General features: G+C 47.4%; 16 protein-coding genes. 5 read left to right on the top strand and 11 right to left on the bottom strand.

All coding sequences use genetic code 11. The annotated features are described in order from the left end of the window. Nucleotides 1-16 precede the first annotated feature (16 nt). The 6 genes from WS_RS05965 to WS_RS05990 all read right to left on the bottom strand — a co-directional run bounded on the left by WS_RS05965 (nucleotide 17) and on the right by WS_RS05990 (nucleotide 7,448). Nucleotides 17-358 (bottom strand): DUF6394 family protein, encoded by a 342-nt coding sequence (locus WS_RS05965; RefSeq protein WP_011139113.1) that lies wholly within the window; start codon nucleotides 356-358, stop codon nucleotides 17-19. 29 nt (nucleotides 359-387) lie between these two features. Next, on the bottom strand, nucleotides 388-1,359 hold the full coding sequence (gene secF, locus WS_RS05970; protein ID WP_011139114.1) for a protein translocase subunit SecF: 972 nt from the start codon (nucleotides 1,357-1,359) through the stop codon (nucleotides 388-390). A gap of 2 nt (nucleotides 1,360-1,361) precedes the next feature. Beyond that, nucleotides 1,362-2,939: a protein translocase subunit SecD gene (secD, locus tag WS_RS05975; protein ID WP_011139115.1), complete on the bottom strand. Its 1,578-nt coding sequence runs from the start codon at nucleotides 2,937-2,939 to the stop codon at nucleotides 1,362-1,364. 8 nt (nucleotides 2,940-2,947) lie between these two features. Then, nucleotides 2,948-3,229, bottom strand: coding sequence for a preprotein translocase subunit YajC (gene yajC / locus WS_RS05980; protein ID WP_011139116.1), 282 nt, complete (start codon nucleotides 3,227-3,229; stop codon nucleotides 2,948-2,950). 82 nt (nucleotides 3,230-3,311) lie between these two features. Further along, nucleotides 3,312-4,670, bottom strand: coding sequence for a sodium/proton antiporter NhaA (nhaA, locus tag WS_RS05985; protein ID WP_011139117.1), 1,359 nt, complete (start codon nucleotides 4,668-4,670; stop codon nucleotides 3,312-3,314). 60 nt (nucleotides 4,671-4,730) lie between these two features. Next, nucleotides 4,731-7,448, bottom strand: coding sequence for a RecB-like helicase (locus WS_RS05990; RefSeq protein WP_011139118.1), 2,718 nt, complete (start codon nucleotides 7,446-7,448; stop codon nucleotides 4,731-4,733). A 168-nt stretch (nucleotides 7,449-7,616) separates the two neighbouring features. On the opposite strand from WS_RS05990, the gene WS_RS05995 reads away from it, so the two are divergent. The 3 genes from WS_RS05995 to WS_RS06005 all read left to right on the top strand — a co-directional run bounded on the left by WS_RS05995 (nucleotide 7,617) and on the right by WS_RS06005 (nucleotide 10,228). Next, nucleotides 7,617-8,498 (top strand): DnaJ family protein, encoded by an 882-nt coding sequence (locus WS_RS05995; protein ID WP_011139119.1) that lies wholly within the window; start codon nucleotides 7,617-7,619, stop codon nucleotides 8,496-8,498. 15 nt (nucleotides 8,499-8,513) lie between these two features. Beyond that, entirely contained in the window at nucleotides 8,514-8,891 is a 378-nt protein-coding gene (locus WS_RS06000; RefSeq protein WP_011139120.1) for a heat shock protein transcriptional repressor HspR, read from the top strand. 146 nt (nucleotides 8,892-9,037) lie between these two features. Beyond that, a complete protein-coding gene (locus WS_RS06005; RefSeq protein WP_011139122.1) occupies nucleotides 9,038-10,228 on the top strand; it encodes a replication-associated recombination protein A in 1,191 nt (396 codons plus the stop codon). On the opposite strand, the gene lolA is transcribed toward WS_RS06005, so the two are convergent. Continuing rightward, nucleotides 10,215-10,733, bottom strand: a complete 519-nt coding sequence (lolA, locus tag WS_RS06010) for a LolA-like outer membrane lipoprotein chaperone (protein ID WP_011139123.1) — start codon at nucleotides 10,731-10,733, stop codon at nucleotides 10,215-10,217. The two genes, WS_RS06005 and lolA, sit on opposite strands and share 14 nt — an antisense overlap. Nucleotides 10,734-10,844: 111 nt before the next feature. Here lolA and secA point away from each other — a divergent pair, with 111 nt between their 5' ends. Together secA and WS_RS06020 are read left to right on the top strand one after the other, a co-directional pair. Further along, a complete protein-coding gene (gene secA, locus WS_RS06015; RefSeq protein ID WP_011139124.1) occupies nucleotides 10,845-13,424 on the top strand; it encodes a preprotein translocase subunit SecA in 2,580 nt (859 codons plus the stop codon). After that, entirely contained in the window at nucleotides 13,421-14,632 is a 1,212-nt protein-coding gene (locus tag WS_RS06020; protein ID WP_011139125.1) for an ABC transporter permease, read from the top strand. The genes secA and WS_RS06020 overlap by 4 nt, the downstream gene beginning before the upstream one ends. On the opposite strand, the gene WS_RS06025 is transcribed toward WS_RS06020, so the two are convergent. The 4 genes from WS_RS06025 to WS_RS06040 are packed head-to-tail and all read right to left on the bottom strand — an operon-like array spanning nucleotide 14,633 to nucleotide 16,818. Further along, on the bottom strand, nucleotides 14,633-14,890 hold the full coding sequence (locus tag WS_RS06025) for an HP0495 family protein (protein ID WP_011139126.1): 258 nt from the start codon (nucleotides 14,888-14,890) through the stop codon (nucleotides 14,633-14,635). 4 nt (nucleotides 14,891-14,894) lie between these two features. Further along, nucleotides 14,895-15,272 carry a YbgC/FadM family acyl-CoA thioesterase gene (locus WS_RS06030; RefSeq protein WP_011139127.1) on the bottom strand — a complete coding sequence of 126 codons (378 nt, stop codon included), beginning with the start codon at nucleotides 15,270-15,272 and terminating at the stop codon, nucleotides 14,895-14,897. A gap of 15 nt (nucleotides 15,273-15,287) precedes the next feature. After that, entirely contained in the window at nucleotides 15,288-15,605 is a 318-nt protein-coding gene (locus WS_RS06035) for a hypothetical protein (protein ID WP_129545302.1), read from the bottom strand. 22 nt (nucleotides 15,606-15,627) lie between these two features. Further along, nucleotides 15,628-16,818, bottom strand: a complete 1,191-nt coding sequence (locus WS_RS06040; RefSeq protein WP_011138235.1) for an IS3-like element IS1302 family transposase — start codon at nucleotides 16,816-16,818, stop codon at nucleotides 15,628-15,630. Nucleotides 16,819-16,838: the final 20 nt, after the last annotated feature.

Here is a 16,838-nt window from a genome sequence, read left to right on the forward strand (position 1 = left end):
TCAATGAAATTAAAAACTAAAAATCCAAGTCTCGTGCTTTGGCGCTCTCCACAATGATAAGCGCAGCGGAGAAAACATTAGCCGCAAATGCCCCAAAGGCGAGTGCCACAGCCACAGCGGCGTTATTAAACACCTGAAGATAGATAAATCCAGGGATAAGATGGAGATCTGCCACTAGCGAGCTGGCCAAGAGCTCAGCTGAGAGGATATTCTTCACCCCGATCTTAAGAATCGTGGAGATGATATTCACCCCCGCAGCAATGAAAAGCATGGTCGCGTTTTGTTCATAGAGAAAGCCTACCGTCGAAGTGAGGCTCATGAGATTAAAAAAGACGAAGGTTACTTTACCCCAATCCATGAATTATGCTCCTTGAGTTTTTTGAAGGATCAAACGACCCCCTTCTCATACATTGATCGCATTCGCTCTTTTTCAGCCTTCTTCTTGGCCTCATCAGAGAGTTTTTGGTAGTAGCCCTGAAGATCAAAGCCGAGCCAAATCACAATCTGCATGGCGATAAAGACGGAGCTATAAGAGCCCACGACCACTCCCACGAGCATGGGAAGGCTAAAACCTCGGATGATCTCCCCGCCAAAAGCATAGAGGGTGAAAACCACAAAAAAGACCGTCAAGGAGGTGAGAATCGTTCTGGAGAGGGTCTTGGAGACTGCCTCATTCATCACCTCTTTGAGTGTGTCAAGTTTATTGCCTTGGAGTCTCTCGCGAATACGGTCAAAGATGATAATCGTGTCATTGATCGAGTAACCAATGAGCGTTAAAAGTGCCGCCACCACATCCAGACCAAAATCGACCTCAAAAAGCACAATGGCTCCCACGGCAATGGTCACATCATGCACCAACGCCAAAACCGCGGCAATAGCAAAACGCCACTCGTAGCGAAATGCCACATAAAGAAGCATTCCAATGCTTGCCAAAACAAGAGCAAGTGTCCCTTTGGTACGAAGCTCATCGCCCACTTTGGGGCCGACCATATCCACGCGCCTCACCTCAAAGTTGCCTGTTCCTTGGAGCACTTCAGCGGCAATATCTCCAATATCTCGCGCCACGGAACTAGTAGAGGCAGGAACCTTGATAAGCGCCTCCTCTTTGGAACCAAACTCGCTCACCTGAGCCCCTTTGAAGATCTCATTTCCTGCCAAAGCTTCGCGAATTTTCCCTAAAGGAGCAGCCTCTTTATATTGGACCTGAACGACGCTTCCCCCTGTGAAGTCGATTCCATAGGAGATTCCTTTGGTGAAAAAGAGCCCCAAAGAGAGCGCTAGAAGTAGCAAAGAGAGGAGCGAGGTGTAGCGTCCCCAAGCCACAAAGTCATAAACTTTATCGTTTTTAAATAGTTCCATGCCTACTTTCCTTGTTTGAAGCCAAACCAGAAAGCGGTTTTTTGGCTCTTGGCGATTTTGGGTCCTAGCCACTCATAGACCCCATGTGTTCCGATAATCGCCGTGATCACAGAGGCAACAATACCGATGCTAATGGTCACGGCAAAGCCTTTGATAGGACCTGTGCCATAGGCATAAAGCAGCACTGATGTGATTAGCGTGGTGAGGTTGGAGTCGAAAATGGCTCGTGAAGCATTAGCATAACCCTCGCTAATAGCCTTGACGACTCCTTTGCCCTCCCTCAGGCACTCCCTAATTCGTTCATTGATAATCACGTTGGCATCCACGGCCATCCCTACTGTGAGGACGATTCCCGCCATACCTGGCAAGGTGAGGGTCGCTCCAAAAAGCGCCATGACCGCAATAATAAGCAATAGGTTGGCCACCAAAGCGATGTTGGCGATCACCCCTGCCATTCCATAATAGAACATCATAAAAAGAACCACTAGAGCAAAGCCTGAAGCTAAAGCAATCATAGAGGCCATGATGCTATCGCTTCCTAGACTTGGGCCTACGCTTCGTTTCTCAAGCATCTCAATGGGTGCAGGCAAGGCACCACTGCGCAGAGCAATGGCAATATCGCTCGCTTGATCCACGGTGAAACCGCCACTAATCTGACCGCTTCCTCCGCCAATCCTCTCGCGAATCACGGGAGCCGAATAGACCTTATTATCCAAAACAATGGCCATTCGATTCCCAATATTCTTCCCTGAAAAATCCCCAAAAATCTTTGCCCCTTGCGAATCGAGCGAGAAGTTGATGACGGGCTGGTTGTTTTGATCATAAGCCACGCGAGCATCGGTGAGCATACTTCCATCAAGGATAGGAATGGCTTTGAGCAAAATCTTGGCCTGCTCATTTTGGGCATAAGGAAGAATCACACTCCCTAGCCTCTCCGCCTCTTCGGGAGTCATGCTCGCCACTCTATCATTGCGAGCCTCATCCACGGCCATCATTTGAAGATGGGCTGATTTAGCGATAAGCTCTTTGGCTCTCTGCTCCTCTTGGGCGCTCTTAATTCCAGGAAGCTCAACAAGAATATAGTCTTGCCCCTGTTTCGTCACGCTGGGTTCAGCCAATCCAAATTGATCCAATCGGTTACGAATCGTCCCAATCGCCTGCTCTACGGCAAAATTTTTAATGGAGGTAATTTCGCTCTCCATCAAAGTAACACGATAGCGACCTTGATCAAAATCGATACGAAAGTGACCATTTTTGCCCAAAAACTCATCCACTTTGCGCTTCTCGTCCATATCCAAAAGCTCAAAAGTGACACTATCGCTAGAGGCCTTGAGGGAATCGATGAGAATCTTCTGCTCTTGGGTATAAAAACCTAGGGAAGAGGCGAGAGATTTATACTTGGTTTTGATGGCCTCATCGGTCTTCACTCCCAAAAGCATATTCAGACCCCCTTGGAGATCTAATCCTAGAGTGATTTTGGGACCGCTAATGGAGGAGAAAAAAGAGGGGAGCGAGAGGGCTAGCCCTAGAATAAAAGCTAGGAGGAAGACTCCTAGCTTTAGGTTAAAGACGCCTTTCATGAACGTGCTTACTTCACTTCATCTTGCATTTTGTAGGCGACAAAGTCCTTGGCCAGTTTAGCGGTCGTCTCGTCGTTAAGCTTGACGGTGAAGTGATTCTCTTCAACCTTGATCACTTCGACAATAAACCCCCCTTGCATGACGATCTTATCACCCTTTTTGAGGTTAGCGATCATCTCTTTGTGGCGCTTTTGCTGTCTTTGCTGAGGCATGATGATGAGGAAATAGAAGATGGCAAAAAGCACCACGAGGGGAAGAAGAGATTGGAGAATTTCGGCTGTTCCTTGCATGATTTTCCTTTGTTGTGTTTAAGCTGGCCCTGTTTGGAGCCAAGCCAAGAGGTGGGAGATTGTATCACCTCTTGGCTGGAGGTTAGCTTTTGATCGTGCAGCAAGCCTCTTTTTTCTTTTTGAAGCGGCATCGAATCGAAATGAAGAAATAACCCAAAGCTCCTGCAAACAATGAAGCAGAGAGGATGGCGATTTTAGCCACATCGGTGGCTTCAGGGTTGGTGAAGGCGAGGTTGGTGATAAAAATAGACATGGTGAAACCAATCCCTGCAAGCATTCCTGCCCCCAAAATATCAATCCACATGACCCCTTCTGGTCGGGTGGCAATTCCCATCTTCTCGGCTAAATAGGTGAGTCCGAGGATTCCCACAGGTTTACCCACAATAAGGCCAAGCATGATTCCTGGCAACACCCCATCAATATCAAAATGAATATTACTACTGATGGCCACACCCGCGTTGGCAAAAGCAAAGACGGGCATAATGAAGTAGGCGCTCCAAGGATGGAGGGCATGCTCAAGTCTCACTAGCGGACTTTGAACGCTCTTAGAGTGCTTGCTGAGCAACTCGACGCTATGCACCTGCTCGCTCGCTAAAAGAAGATTGGCACGCTCTTTGTCATGGCTCAAGAATCGCTCCAATAACTCTTTAGCCTCTTGGGCAAAGTTCTCACTCTCAATTTTTGGCTTCACAGGAATCGTGAAGGCCAGCGCCACAGCAGCGATTGTGGCGTGAATTCCACAGTTATGCACGGTAATCCAGAGCAACACTCCAAGAATCGCATAGGGGAAGAGCGATCGCACACCCATTTTGTTAAGTCCAATAAGAAGCCCTAAAATCACGACAGAATAGAGAAGCCAAAGCGTTTGAAGGTCTTCGGTGTAAAAAATAGCAATCACTACCACCGCGCCTAGGTCATCCACTACCGCCAAAGAGACAAGAAAGACTTTGAGCGCCAAAGAGACTTTGTCTCCCAGGAGGAGAAGCACACCCAAGGCAAAGGCAATATCGGTAGCCATAGGAATACCAAAGCCATGCGCCGAATCGGTGCCAAAGTTAAAGAGCGTATAAACAATCGCGGGAACGATCATCCCACCCAAAGCGGCAATAGCAGGAAAAGCAGCGCGCTTAATACCTGCAAGCTCCCCAAAGAGCAATTCGCGCTTGATCTCTAGCCCCACCATCAAGAAGAAGAAAGACATAAGAACATCATTGATCCAGTGATGGAGACTCATGCCAATAAAGGTCTCACCGATGAAAAACCCGATCTCTGTATGCCAGAGATGAAAGTAGCTCTCGCTCAATGCCGAGTTGGCGCTAATCATCGCGACTACAGCACAAAAGAAGAGGAAAATCCCACTAAAGGACTGACTGTGGATGAAGTTGAGAAGTAGCGCTTTGATGCCACCATTTCCCGAAGCGTAATCTTGATTCTCTGCCATGATGTTTAATCCTTGCTAAAAATTGAATAGACCCATGTCGCGATTCGCCCCGATGAGGTTTCACACCTCAATGAGGCGAATCTCCTCACCATAGATGAGCAAAAAACCTACAGAAGGCTTTTGCAGGGCTTTGGAGGCGAAGGTCTTGTACGATTCCACCTGCTGATAGTAGCCCTCTTTAAGAATGGAGGTGCTTTTGTAATCCACCACAAAAACCCTCTCCTCGCCCTCTATAAGCAGGTCAATGCGTCTCATTTTACCGTTTTCTAAAAACGGAATCTCACATTTTACCCTACCTTGGTTAAGAATCGGTCTCAAAAGATTACCATTTGTCACATCCATGCATTTGGTTATGATTTCTTTATCATCATTCTTATTGAGGAAATGGCCATATTGGTTGAGAACGAGGGTCATTAGCTTCTCTGGGGAACTCGCGTAATGGAGGCGATGTTCAAGGCAGAGGTGAAAAGCCTCTCCATAATAGACAGCTCTTGGCGCATAGACCCTTTGACTCTCTTCTTTTTTTAGAAAATCCTTTTGTCGTCCGAAATCTTTAGAAACAAAGGTGCGACCCTTTGAGGGGAGCATGGCAGAGGGTTTAGGGGGGAGCCCAGAGGGAATCTCTCCTTTGGTGCACGACTCTAGCGCTAGAGATTCCATAGCCCCTTTTTCGCTCTTCTGTAGAATATGGAGTGATTCTTTGGCGCGCGTGAAGGCAACATAGAGCATATTGAGGAGGTCTTGAGCTTTGGCCTCCTTCTCTTTTTCTAGTGCTCTTGCATAGGTAGAATCAAAATTTTCCCGCTCTTTGAGGCGGTAGAGGATAGCGCGCAAGTTGATTCCCTCGTAATCATAAAAGAGTGCGGGGCTTTGATTGGAGGGATTGGAGAGACGATCCATCACGATTACATGGGGGAATTCCAAGCCTTTAGACTTATGAATCGTGAGGATTCTCACCCCCTCTAACTCCTCTGCACTAAGAGGCTCATCCAAGCTCTCGCATCGAAGAAGAAGCTCATCCACCAAGGGATACTCTAGAGAAATCTCCAAGAATCTCCTCGCTGAGGCGCTAAAGAGTTTGAAGTGTTCCATAAGGGCAAGAAGAATCTGGCTACTCTTAAGAGAACTTAAAGAGCGCAAGAACTCAAGTCGATCTAGATGAGGCGGCTCTCCAATGAGACTCAAAAAGCTCACCCCATCCACTTCTTTGCCCTCTTGGAGATAAAAAAGAGCGCGATGGAGCGCCCTCACCTCTCTTTGCTCTAGAAGCCTAGCGCTTGTCTCAGTGACCACTTTGAGTGCCTCAAAAGAGTCTTTGAGGCACTCTGCCACACGCAATACATCGTCGTTGCTAAAAACAAGAATCGCTATATCACTAGGGGTTGTCCCCTGCTCTAGCAAGAATCCTAACTCTTTTTTTAAGCTCTCTAGCACCTCCTCCTCTTGCAAAACCGCGACAAATCCTCCGCTTTTTTGGGGAATCTGCGGTGAGTAGCTCTTGTAGTGAGGAGCAAAAACTTGATTGATGAAATCGACCACAACCGCGCAGGATCGATAATTATTGGGGAGCTCTTTGACTTTCATCCCCCTAGAAGCCCACTCAAAGAGGAGCGCGTGGCTTCCACGGAATCGATAGATTGACTGCTTCATGTCACCCACATAAAAAAACGTCCGATAGAGCGAGCGCGAGATTCCCGACTTGATCTCCTCAATGAGGGGCTCTAGGATTTTGAATTGCAAAAGGCTGGTGTCTTGAAACTCATCAATGAGAATATGAGTGATCGCTCCATCAAGGCGAAAATAGAGAAACTCCCGATCAATCTCTTCTCCAAGAAGACGATAGGCGCCTTGAGTCACCTCATCAAATCCAAGAATCCGCTCTTTTTGACTCCAGCGCTCCAAACTCTCCTTGAAGATTCCCAAAAGTCGCAAAAGTCGCCCTAAAAGTTGCGACTCTTTGGAATTGAAATAGTCCACAAGAAGCTCTTTAATCTTAAAAAGCTCCCCATCCAAATCCCCTATAGAGAGCTTTTTAAAGTAGTTATATTCCACTAGAGAATCTTTGGTGAGCCAAGTTTTACCGCGCCTTAGCAACCCCTCCACATCCTCAAAATCAACCGCCTCTTTGGCTTTGGTGGAAGCGCCCTCTTCCCCTAGGACTCGATTTTTAATCTTGAAGGCTGCCTCCATGAGCTCTTTGGAATCAAACTCTCTAAGCGTGGGCCTATACTCTTGGGAAAGCTCCCCCTCTTTATGCCAAAGATCACGCAAAAATCGAAGAATCGCTTCAACGCCTTTGGATTCTTCCACGCTCAGCTCTAGAAGCGATTCTTGATCTTTGGCGGAGAGGCGAGAGAGAAAATCCTCCATAATAGCCTCTTCATCCACCGAAGCGATGGTGAAGTCATGAGGGATTCCAATATACCAGCAAAACTTCCTGACGATGGAGTGAAGAAACGCATCAATGGTGGTGATTCTTAAGTCGGCTTGCAAGAATCTCCAATAGACCTCCGCCCTCTTCTCTTGGATGGCCTCCTCGGTGATTCCTGCCTCCACAAGACCCAAAAGATAGGGATTCTCCTCTCCTTGCTGCAATGCCACGAGGGCTTGGGTGATACGCTCTTTCATCTCAAGAGCGGCTTTGCGCGTAAAAGTGAGTGTCAAAATCTCAGAGGGGTGGGCTCCTTTGAAAAGGAGGGCGAGGTAGCGCAGGGTGAGTGCGAAAGTCTTGCCGCTTCCCGCACTGGCTCTAAGGGCTAGTAGTTCATCTCTCTCCATGGGCGACCTTTGGGAGGTTTGGGTTTCTTGCTCTATTATAGCGACCTCCTCCTAAAAGGCTCTAAAGGCGGGGGATGGAGTCAAAGTTGATTGACATATACTAAAGTTACATGATATAATCACTGCAACTTTTTAGATATTGAGATTTTGAAAAAGAGGAGAGGCGCCATGTCCAAGAGCCTTTATGACACCCTAGGAGTCGATTCGGGGGCGAGTGCGGAGGAGGTCAAACGAGCCTACCGCAAGCTCGCCAGACAATACCACCCCGACATCAACAAAGAGGCGGGCGCGGAGGAAAAATTCAAAGAGATCAACGCCGCCTACGAGATTTTAAGTGATGAGAAAAAGCGCGCCCAATACGATCAATTCGGCGATTCGATGTTCGGAGGGCAAAACTTCCATGACTTTGCGAGGAATCAATACAGCCAAAATGTCAATCTAGATGAGATTCTAAGCTCCATTTTTGGCGCGAGTGGCGGCTTTGGCGCGGGCGCTGGAGGTTCGTTTGGGGGATTTGGCGGCTTTGGGGGTTTTGGAGGATTTGAAGGGGTCAATCTTGACCTCACCTCTAGAATCACCATTCCCTTTGCCACTGCGATTTTGGGTGGAAAGCAGCGCGTCAATCTCCAACATGACTCTTTTGAGATCAAGATTCCCGCAGGGATTCAAAGCGGCGAAACCATCCGCCTCAAGGGCAAAGGCAAAAGCTTGCAGGGTCGAAGTGGTGATCTTTTGCTCAAAGTCGAGGTGGCCCCAAGCCAAGAGTACCTCCGAGAGGGAAATGATCTCACCAAAAGCTTTGACCTCCCCCTAAAAACCGCTCTTTTTGGGGGCAAAGTGACAATTCCCACCCTCCACAAAGAGATCACACTCAAAGTCCCCGCCAACACCAAAAACGCTCAACAGTTCCGCGTCAAGGAGCTCGGAGCGCCCAATCGCAAAAGCGGTGTCAAGGGCGATCTCTATCTCAAGGCCAACATCATTCTTCCCCCTATCGAATCGCTTGAGCCTTCGCTTCGTGAGGCGCTCGAACAACATCTACCTGAATGAATCAAGGAGTGAATCGTGTATAGCTATGATGAACCCGTCTATCTGATCAGCGTGGTGGCCAAGATTCTCAATATCCACCCTCAGACTCTACGCCAATATGAGCGCGAAGGATTGATTGAGCCAGGAAGAACCGATGGCAAGATGCGCCTCTACTCCCAGCGTGATATTGACAAGATCAAAACGATTTTGAGGCTCACGCGCGATCTAGGCGTGAATTTAGCGGGCGTGGATATTGTCCTACGGCTTAAAGAACGCCTAGATGAGATGGATAATGAGCTTGAAGAGCTTCGCCAAAATTTAGAGAAGATTCGCTGTCAAGAGGATGGAATCTCTAAGGGCTCGATTGTGACCAAACGAAGCTCCTATGAGATCATCGTATTCAAAGAAGATTAGCGGAAAAGCGGATTGTCTAGTCCATACATCATAAAGAGAATCGAGCCCATCATGAGCATCCCAATGAGCAGTGGAGAGTATTTCTTCATCTCTTTCCTTTTTAGAGAGGGTATAGGCAGAGAGTATAGCCAAGCCGTGGTTAAAAAATGAAACAGTTCGCTCAGCTGCTCCGCCCTACAAGCTTTGAAGATCTGATTGGTCAAGAGCATCTCTTTGGCGCCAACGCTCCACTTAGGCGATTGATTGAGCACGGTAGCCTCCCCCACGCCTTCTTTTATGGTCCTCCGGGCACAGGCAAAACAAGTGCCGCCAAAATTATTGCCAAGCGGCTTGACCGTCCCTTTGCCCTCTTTAATGCCACCACTTTCAAAATCGAAGAGCTGCGCTCCTACCTCAAGGAGTATAAAAACGCACTTCTTAAGCCCCTCCTTTTTATTGATGAGGTTCATCGCCTCTCCAAGAATCAGCAAGAGGTGCTCTTGCCGCTCATGGAGAATCACGAGGCCATCATCATCGGCGCCTCGACTGAGAATCCCTACTTCGCCATGACGGGTGCGATTCGTTCGCGCTCCATGCTCTTTGAGTTTAAGCCTTTAGGGAAAAAGGAGCTAGAAATCCTCCTAGAGAGGGTCTGCGAGAATCACTCGATTCTTCTTGATAATAGCGCTAGGGATTATCTCTTGCGCTCTAGCGAGGGGGATGCGCGCGCGATGCTCAATCTTCTGGATTGCGCCTACAGCCTAGGCGAATCGCCCCTTAGCCTAGAGACGCTCAAAAGTTTTCGACCTGTCTCTTTGCATGAGGGAAGCAGCGAGGGTGACACCCACTACAATCTCGCTAGCGCGATGATTAAAAGTATTCGAGGGAGCGATGAAAACGCCGCGATCTATTATCTTGCTAGATTGATTGAAGGAGGCGAGAATCCTGAATTTATCGCTAGACGATTGGTGATTTTAGCCAGCGAAGATATTGGAAATGCTAACCCCCAAGCTCTCAATCTTGCCACCAGCACCCTGCTCTCCGTGGCCAAAATAGGCTACCCCGAGGCGCGTATCATCCTCGCACAGTGCATCATCTATCTCTCCGCCTCCCCTAAATCCAATAGCGCCTACAAGGCGATTAATGAAGCTCTAGAGTTTGTAAGAAGCAAAGAGAGATTGGAGATTCCCCCTCATATCAAATCATTTCACGAAGGGTATCGCTATCCGCATGACTTTGGCGGATGGGTGGAGCAGCGCTACTTGGAGCGCCCTCTCTCTTTTGTGAAGTGGATTCCCGTGGGGTTTGAGAAGACGCTCAAAGAGTGGCTAGAGAAGATTCGCTCTATTGGCGGATAAGATCAATCTCCCCACTAGGCATAAAGAGGAACATCTCCTTTTCGAGCACGGGATTGATTTCGGCATTTTTAAAGATGATCTGCACTTCATTGTGAAGCTTGTCTATAAAGAAGACTTTTTGGGGCTCTCCCTTCTCATCGGCTAAAATCTGGTACTTTTGTTCAAACACGGTCGCCTCATAGATTCCCTCACTGTTGCGCTTGGATTGTCTAAGGAGCGCCATAAAATCGATGGAGTTTTGAAGAGAGGAGACGGTCGCCTGCTCTAACGCAGGCTCATAGATCACCACCTGTTTATCCACGATGTATATCTCTTTTTCCATTGGCTTTTCATACTTCCAAAGCCCATAGTAAGGGGATTTGGCATAGACACGACCTCGATATTCGATAATCTTTCCATCTTCAGAACGGATGGTTTGGACAAATTCCGATCTAAACGAGCCGATCGACTCAAACGCTGCCAAAGCCAAAGCTCCAAAAGCGACCCAAAGTAGCGCGATTCTCATACTTCTCCTTGCGCGGGGATAAATCGTGTAATTTTATCTCACTAACATATCGATTGTGTTAAAATCGATCCCAACTAGTCCAAACTTCGATACCACAAGGCTCTAACTGACATGATCACTCAATTAACCCGCAAGATTTTCGGAACCAAAAACGACAAGCTCGTGAAGAAGTATCGCCAAAGGGCGCAAAAGATCAATGAGCTTGAGGCCAAATACCAAGTGATGAGCGATGAGGCGCTCAAAAGTGCGTTTACCTCCCTCAAAGAGAGCGTCCAAAAGGGCGAAAAGAGCCTCGATGATGTTCTTTATGACTCTTTTGCCATCACACGAGAGGCGAGCAAGCGCGTCCTAGGAATGCGCCACTTTGATGTTCAGCTCGTCGGGGGAATGGTGCTTCACGAGGGAAGAATCGCCGAGATGAAGACAGGCGAAGGAAAAACTCTCGTCGCCACCCTAGCCGTCGCACTCAATGCCATGAAGGGCGAAGGAGTGCATGTCGTCACGGTCAACGACTATCTCGCCAAGCGTGATGCCACCGAAATGGGCGTGCTCTACAGCTTCTTAGGCTATAGCGTGGGAGTCATCACGGGCGATCTCTATGGCGATTCGGAGCGATTAGAGCAATACTCCTCAGATGTGGTCTATGGCACCAATAACGAATTTGGCTTTGACTACCTCCGCGACAACATGAAATACTCCCTTGAGGAGAAGGTGCAAAAAAGCCACGCCTTTGCGATTGTGGACGAGGTCGATTCGATTCTTATTGATGAGGCGCGAACCCCTTTGATCATCTCAGGACCCGCCAATCGCAAACTCGATAACTACAAAATCGCCAACAGTGTCGCCCTCTCCCTCCAAAAAGAGAAGCACTTCACAGTCGATGAGAAGAATCGAGTCATCTTGCTCACCGAAGAGGGAATCAGAGAGGCCGAAAAGGGCTTTGGCGTGGACAACCTCTACAGTATCGAAAACGCCATCCTCTCCCACCATCTCGACCAAGCACTCAAAGCCAATCACCTTTTTGCCATCGACAAAGATTATGTGATCAACAATGGCGAAGTGGTGATCGTGGACGAATTCACCGGACGACTGAGCGAGGGGCGGAGATTCAGCGAGGGGCTCCACCAAGCCCTAGAAGCCAAAGAGGGCGTAGAGATCAAAGAAGAATCGCAAACGCTCGCCGACATCACCTTCCAAAACTACTTCAGGCTCTATAAAAAGCTCGCAGGTATGACGGGAACGGCGCAGACTGAAGCGAGCGAATTCCTCCAAATCTACAAACTTGAAGTCATTTCAATTCCCACCAATGTCACTGTAATGCGAAAAGACCTGAACGATCTCATCTACAAAACCGAGCGAGAGAAGTTCAATGCGGTGATTCAAAAGATCAAAGAGCTCAACCAAAAAGGTCAGCCCGTCCTCGTGGGCACCGCTTCCATCGAAAAGAGCGAGCTACTCCACTCTCTACTCCAAAAAGAGCGCATCCCCCATACGGTGCTCAACGCCAAACAGCACGCCAAAGAGGCCGAAATCATCAAAGATGCGGGTAAAAAAGGGGCTGTAACCATCGCCACAAACATGGCGGGACGCGGGGTGGATATCAAAATCGATGATGAGATTCGATCCCTTGGCGGACTCTATATCATCGGCACGGAGCGGCATGAGAGCCGAAGAATCGACAACCAGCTAAGAGGCCGAAGCGGTCGTCAGGGTGATCCGGGTGCGAGCCAATTCTACCTAAGTCTTGAGGACAACCTCCTCCGAATCTTTGGTAGCGACAAAATCAAAAACATCATGGATAAGCTTGGATTGGCTGAGGGTGAACATATCGAATCGGGGCTCGTCACCCGCTCGGTCGAAAACGCCCAAAAGAAAGTCGAAAGCATGCACTTTGAGTCGCGTAAACATCTACTAGAGTATGATGATGTAGCCAATGAACAGCGAAAGGCAGTCTATAAATTCCGCAATGAGCTCCTTGATAAGAGCCACGACATCAGCCATCGAATCGAGGACAACAGACGCGATAGCCTGCTCAATCTTCTCTCCAAGGCTGATATTTTGGAAGGAGTCGAGAAAGAGGAGTATGACCTAGATCGTCTTCTTGCGCTCTTTACCGAAGAGTATAACACCCCAATCTCAAAAGAGCTGCTAGAGGGCAAGGAGTATGAAGCGCTCCTCTTGACCCTCGAATCACACCTCAAAGAGAGCTATGAGACCAAAATGTCTCTTGTCGATGAGAACCAAAAGCATGACATTGAGCGCCTCATCTACCTCCAAGTACTAGACAACGCTTGGCGTGAGCACCTCTATCTCATGGATAACCTCAAAACAGGAATCGGACTCCGCGGATATAACCAAAAAGATCCCCTCGTGGAGTATAAAAAAGAGAGCTACAACCTCTTCATCGAGCTTATCGAAAACATCAAATTTGAATCGATGAAAGCGCTCCACAGCATCCAGCTCCGCACCAAAGAGGAGCAAGAAGAGCGACAAAGAGCCCAAGAGGCGGCCATGCAAAGACTGCTAAGCGAGATGAATGCCGAGGCGAACGCCAATCTTCAATTCAGCCATCAGCCCCAATCCGAGGTCAAGGTCTCTCGAAATGATCCTTGTCCTTGCGGTAGCGGCAAAAAGTATAAGAACTGCTGCGGTCAGAGCGGCCCCAAAAAAGGTCTACTGGCCCAAGCATGAAGCAAGAAACCGCCCTCATCCCCTACCTCACCAAGCGCTATTTGCGCTTTGATAAGAGCCAGCCTTTCATCTCTATCGCCGCGATTCTCGCCTTTGCGGGAGTGGCGATAGGCGTAATGGTGCTGATTGTCGCGATGGCCATCATGAATGGTTTTGACAAAGATTTTGAGCGTAAGCTCTTCACGATGAACTACCCCCTCACCCTCTACCCCAAAGTCTCTCAAGGAATCTCCGAGGAGCTACTCAAAGAGCTCGAATCCTCTTTCCCCCATCTGCTCTTTAGCCCCTATCTGCGTACTCAAGCCATCTCCAAATCAGGCGATGCGATGGAGGGGGCGGTCGTCTTTGGGGTTGATTTTGAGCGGGAGAAGCAGATCAATGAGGTGATCGCCGAGGCGCTCAAAGAGAGCGAAATATCGGGGCGATTCGATATTCTCGTGGGAAGCGAGCTAAGGAATGAATTTTTTCTTGCGCGCGATTCCAAGCTCATGCTCATCTTCACCCAGCTAGAGCCCACGGGGCTTAGCCTCTCGCCGACTATGAAGCGCTTTGATGTGAAGGGGTTTTTCCGCTCTGGACTCACCGCCTATGACAAAGGCTATATCTTTGCCTCCCTAGAGGCGATAAGGGCAATCAAGAAGAAAGAAGAAGGCTACTATGATGGCATCCATGTCTTTGCCAAAGAGCCGATGAAAGAGATCGACTCCATCCGTGCCAAGCTCCCTTTAGAAGCAGGAATCGTCGGCTGGTGGCAGCAAAATGGCAACTTTTTCGCCGCCCTTCAGCTAGAGAAACGCGCGCTTTTTATCGTGCTCATGCTCATCATCCTCATTGCCTCGCTCAACATCATCAGCTCCCTGCTTATGACCGTGATGAATCGGCGGCGTGAAATCGCCCTACTCCTCACGCTGGGCGCGACTCAGAGCGAAATTAAACGGACTTTTTTCAGACTAGGAAACACGATAGGGCTTAGCGGAATCGCTCTAGGGGTCTTGCTCGCAGGGATAGCCCTCTGGGTGCTTAGCACCTTCCCCATCATCTCCCTGCCAGCGGATGTCTATGGAAGCTCGAAGCTCCCCCTAGAGCTCTCTTGGATCGACTTTGGGATGATTCTCCTAGGGAGCACTCTCATCGTCTTGCTCTCCTCCTACTACCCCGCCTATCAAGCGACCAAGATCGATCCGCTGAGTGTGCTTCGCAACGAGTAGCTAGATCACCATCTTGATTGAGGCGTGCGCGCGGAATCTCGCAAAGATTTCGTTGCGCTCCTCTTCACTCTCCACGACTAGCTCGATATTGAAGCTCTGATATTTTCCTGTGCGACTTTGATTAGAGGGGGTGAAAGAGTGCTCCTTGTCGATGACTTCAAAGACCGCTAGGCGCACGCCCTCTTCGCTCTCCCCGATGACTCGATAGCTCCACTTGCAAGGATAGAGAATCTCTGCCTTGCCTTCGATGATCTGCACTCATTCACTCCTTGGAAAAAAGTTCGAGAAAAAAGTCGGGTATTTTAGCGACTTTGCCCCCTTTGAGGCAAACCACCTCCACCTCCATGGCAAAGAGAATCTTGCCGCTATCATCACCCAAGCGAATCTCTTGAATCAGGGTCAAGGAGGCACTCTTGATGAGCTTTGGGGTGGCGCTCACCCATATCTCATCCCCTAGGCGCGCAGAAGAGAGGAATCGCGCCTGAAGATTTCGCACCACAAAGCTATAGCCTCCCTCCTCTGGCCTCATTCCTTGGGCAAAAAAGAGCTCGCTTCTAGCCCTCTCGCAAAACTTGAGATAATTGGCATGATAGACGATCCCGCCGCAATCGGTATCTTCGTAATAGACTCTAATTTTCACTTTCTCTTCCCCTCTTTAGAAATTATAATTTATGATATATCTAGTTCCTCTACCTGTCGTACCCTCGACTTTTTTGATACACCCTTTTGCCAATAAATCTGTAATATCTCTTGAAGCATTAGTTTCAGCAGTGTCTGCAATTTTTACATATTTTGCTTTTGTAAGATCGCCTTTAAAGTTTTCACTTCCAATATCAAGGAGTCGATTAATTACTTTTATCTGTCTTGCATTGAGTTCATCTTCTCTGTGAGCATCCCAAAACTTTGTTTTTTCTACTATGTAGTTAAGTTGTATACTGCCACCATTTGTCAAGACAACTTTTTGAGAATTCATCTTCCAGCCTCTAGCCTTTAATTTAAGCAACGTTTTTCAACCCTTCTAGATAAACATTCATGGGCTTTTGATAATTTAGTGCTGAATGAAATCTATTGTGATTGTAAAAATTGATATATCTTGAAACCTTAAATCTGAGATCTGAAATAGAGCTATACTCATTGATATAGATTTCATCATATTTTAAAGTCCTAAAAAATCTCTCAATGGCAATATTATCAATGGATCTGCCTTTACCGTTCATAGAGATTTGAATGTTGTGTTTCTTGAGAAGTTCTGTATGTTCATGGCTGGTATATTGGCTACCTTGGTCGGAGTTGAATATTACAGGAATGTCATATTTTTCAATGGCTTCTTTTAAAACATCTGTTACAAGAGATGTATCCATAGTTGTTGATATTTTCCATGAGAGTATCGTTTTACTGTGCCAATCAATAATGGCGCACAAATACACGAAACCACCCTTGATTGGGATATAGGTAATATCTCCACTCCAAACCTGATTGGCTCTGTTAATTTCAAGCTCTCGTAGTAGATATGGATAGATTTTATGTTTATAGTTTTTAATGGATGTGTGTCGTTTCTTTTTTGGAAAGATTGCCTGTATCCCCATAGTGTTCATTAGCTTATTGACTTTATTTACACCAATTGAAAATCCATCTTCCAAAAGCTGCCTATGCATAAACCGATAGCCATAGGTTGAGGATATATCAGTATATATCTCATCTATCCTTTTCATGATTTTTAAATCATTGTCTGATATGGGTTTAGGTTCATAATAAAGGGTTGAGCGATTTAAATCTATTATTTCACATTGTCTTGCCATGGAGAGATTCTTTAGCTTGGGTGTGACAAGATCTTTTTTATTTGATAAGCCCAAGCTCTTTAGCTTTCCCACTGCCCAATCCCTCTCTATGGTTGTTTTTCCTAATTTCTTTGCTAGAGCATCATTCTCTGTTTTTAGCTCTTCTATCTCATCTTTATAGGCTTTAGTAGCCGAACCTACATCAAATACTAGTGATGCATTCTCTAAAAACTGCTTTTTCCAATCAATGAGACTTTTTGGTGTAATCTCATATTTACTGGCAATCTGTGCTACAGTCTCTTCGCCACCTAGTAATTCTAAGACAACTCTAGTTTTAAATTCTGCACTATAGCTTTTTCTTTTTCTACTCATTTTTTCCTCTCCTAAATCTTTAGAAAATTCTACCATTTAGGAAGATAAACCTTTCA

It is taken from the genome of Wolinella succinogenes DSM 1740, from assembly GCF_000196135.1.
GTDB lineage: Bacteria > Campylobacterota > Campylobacteria > Campylobacterales > Helicobacteraceae > Wolinella > Wolinella succinogenes.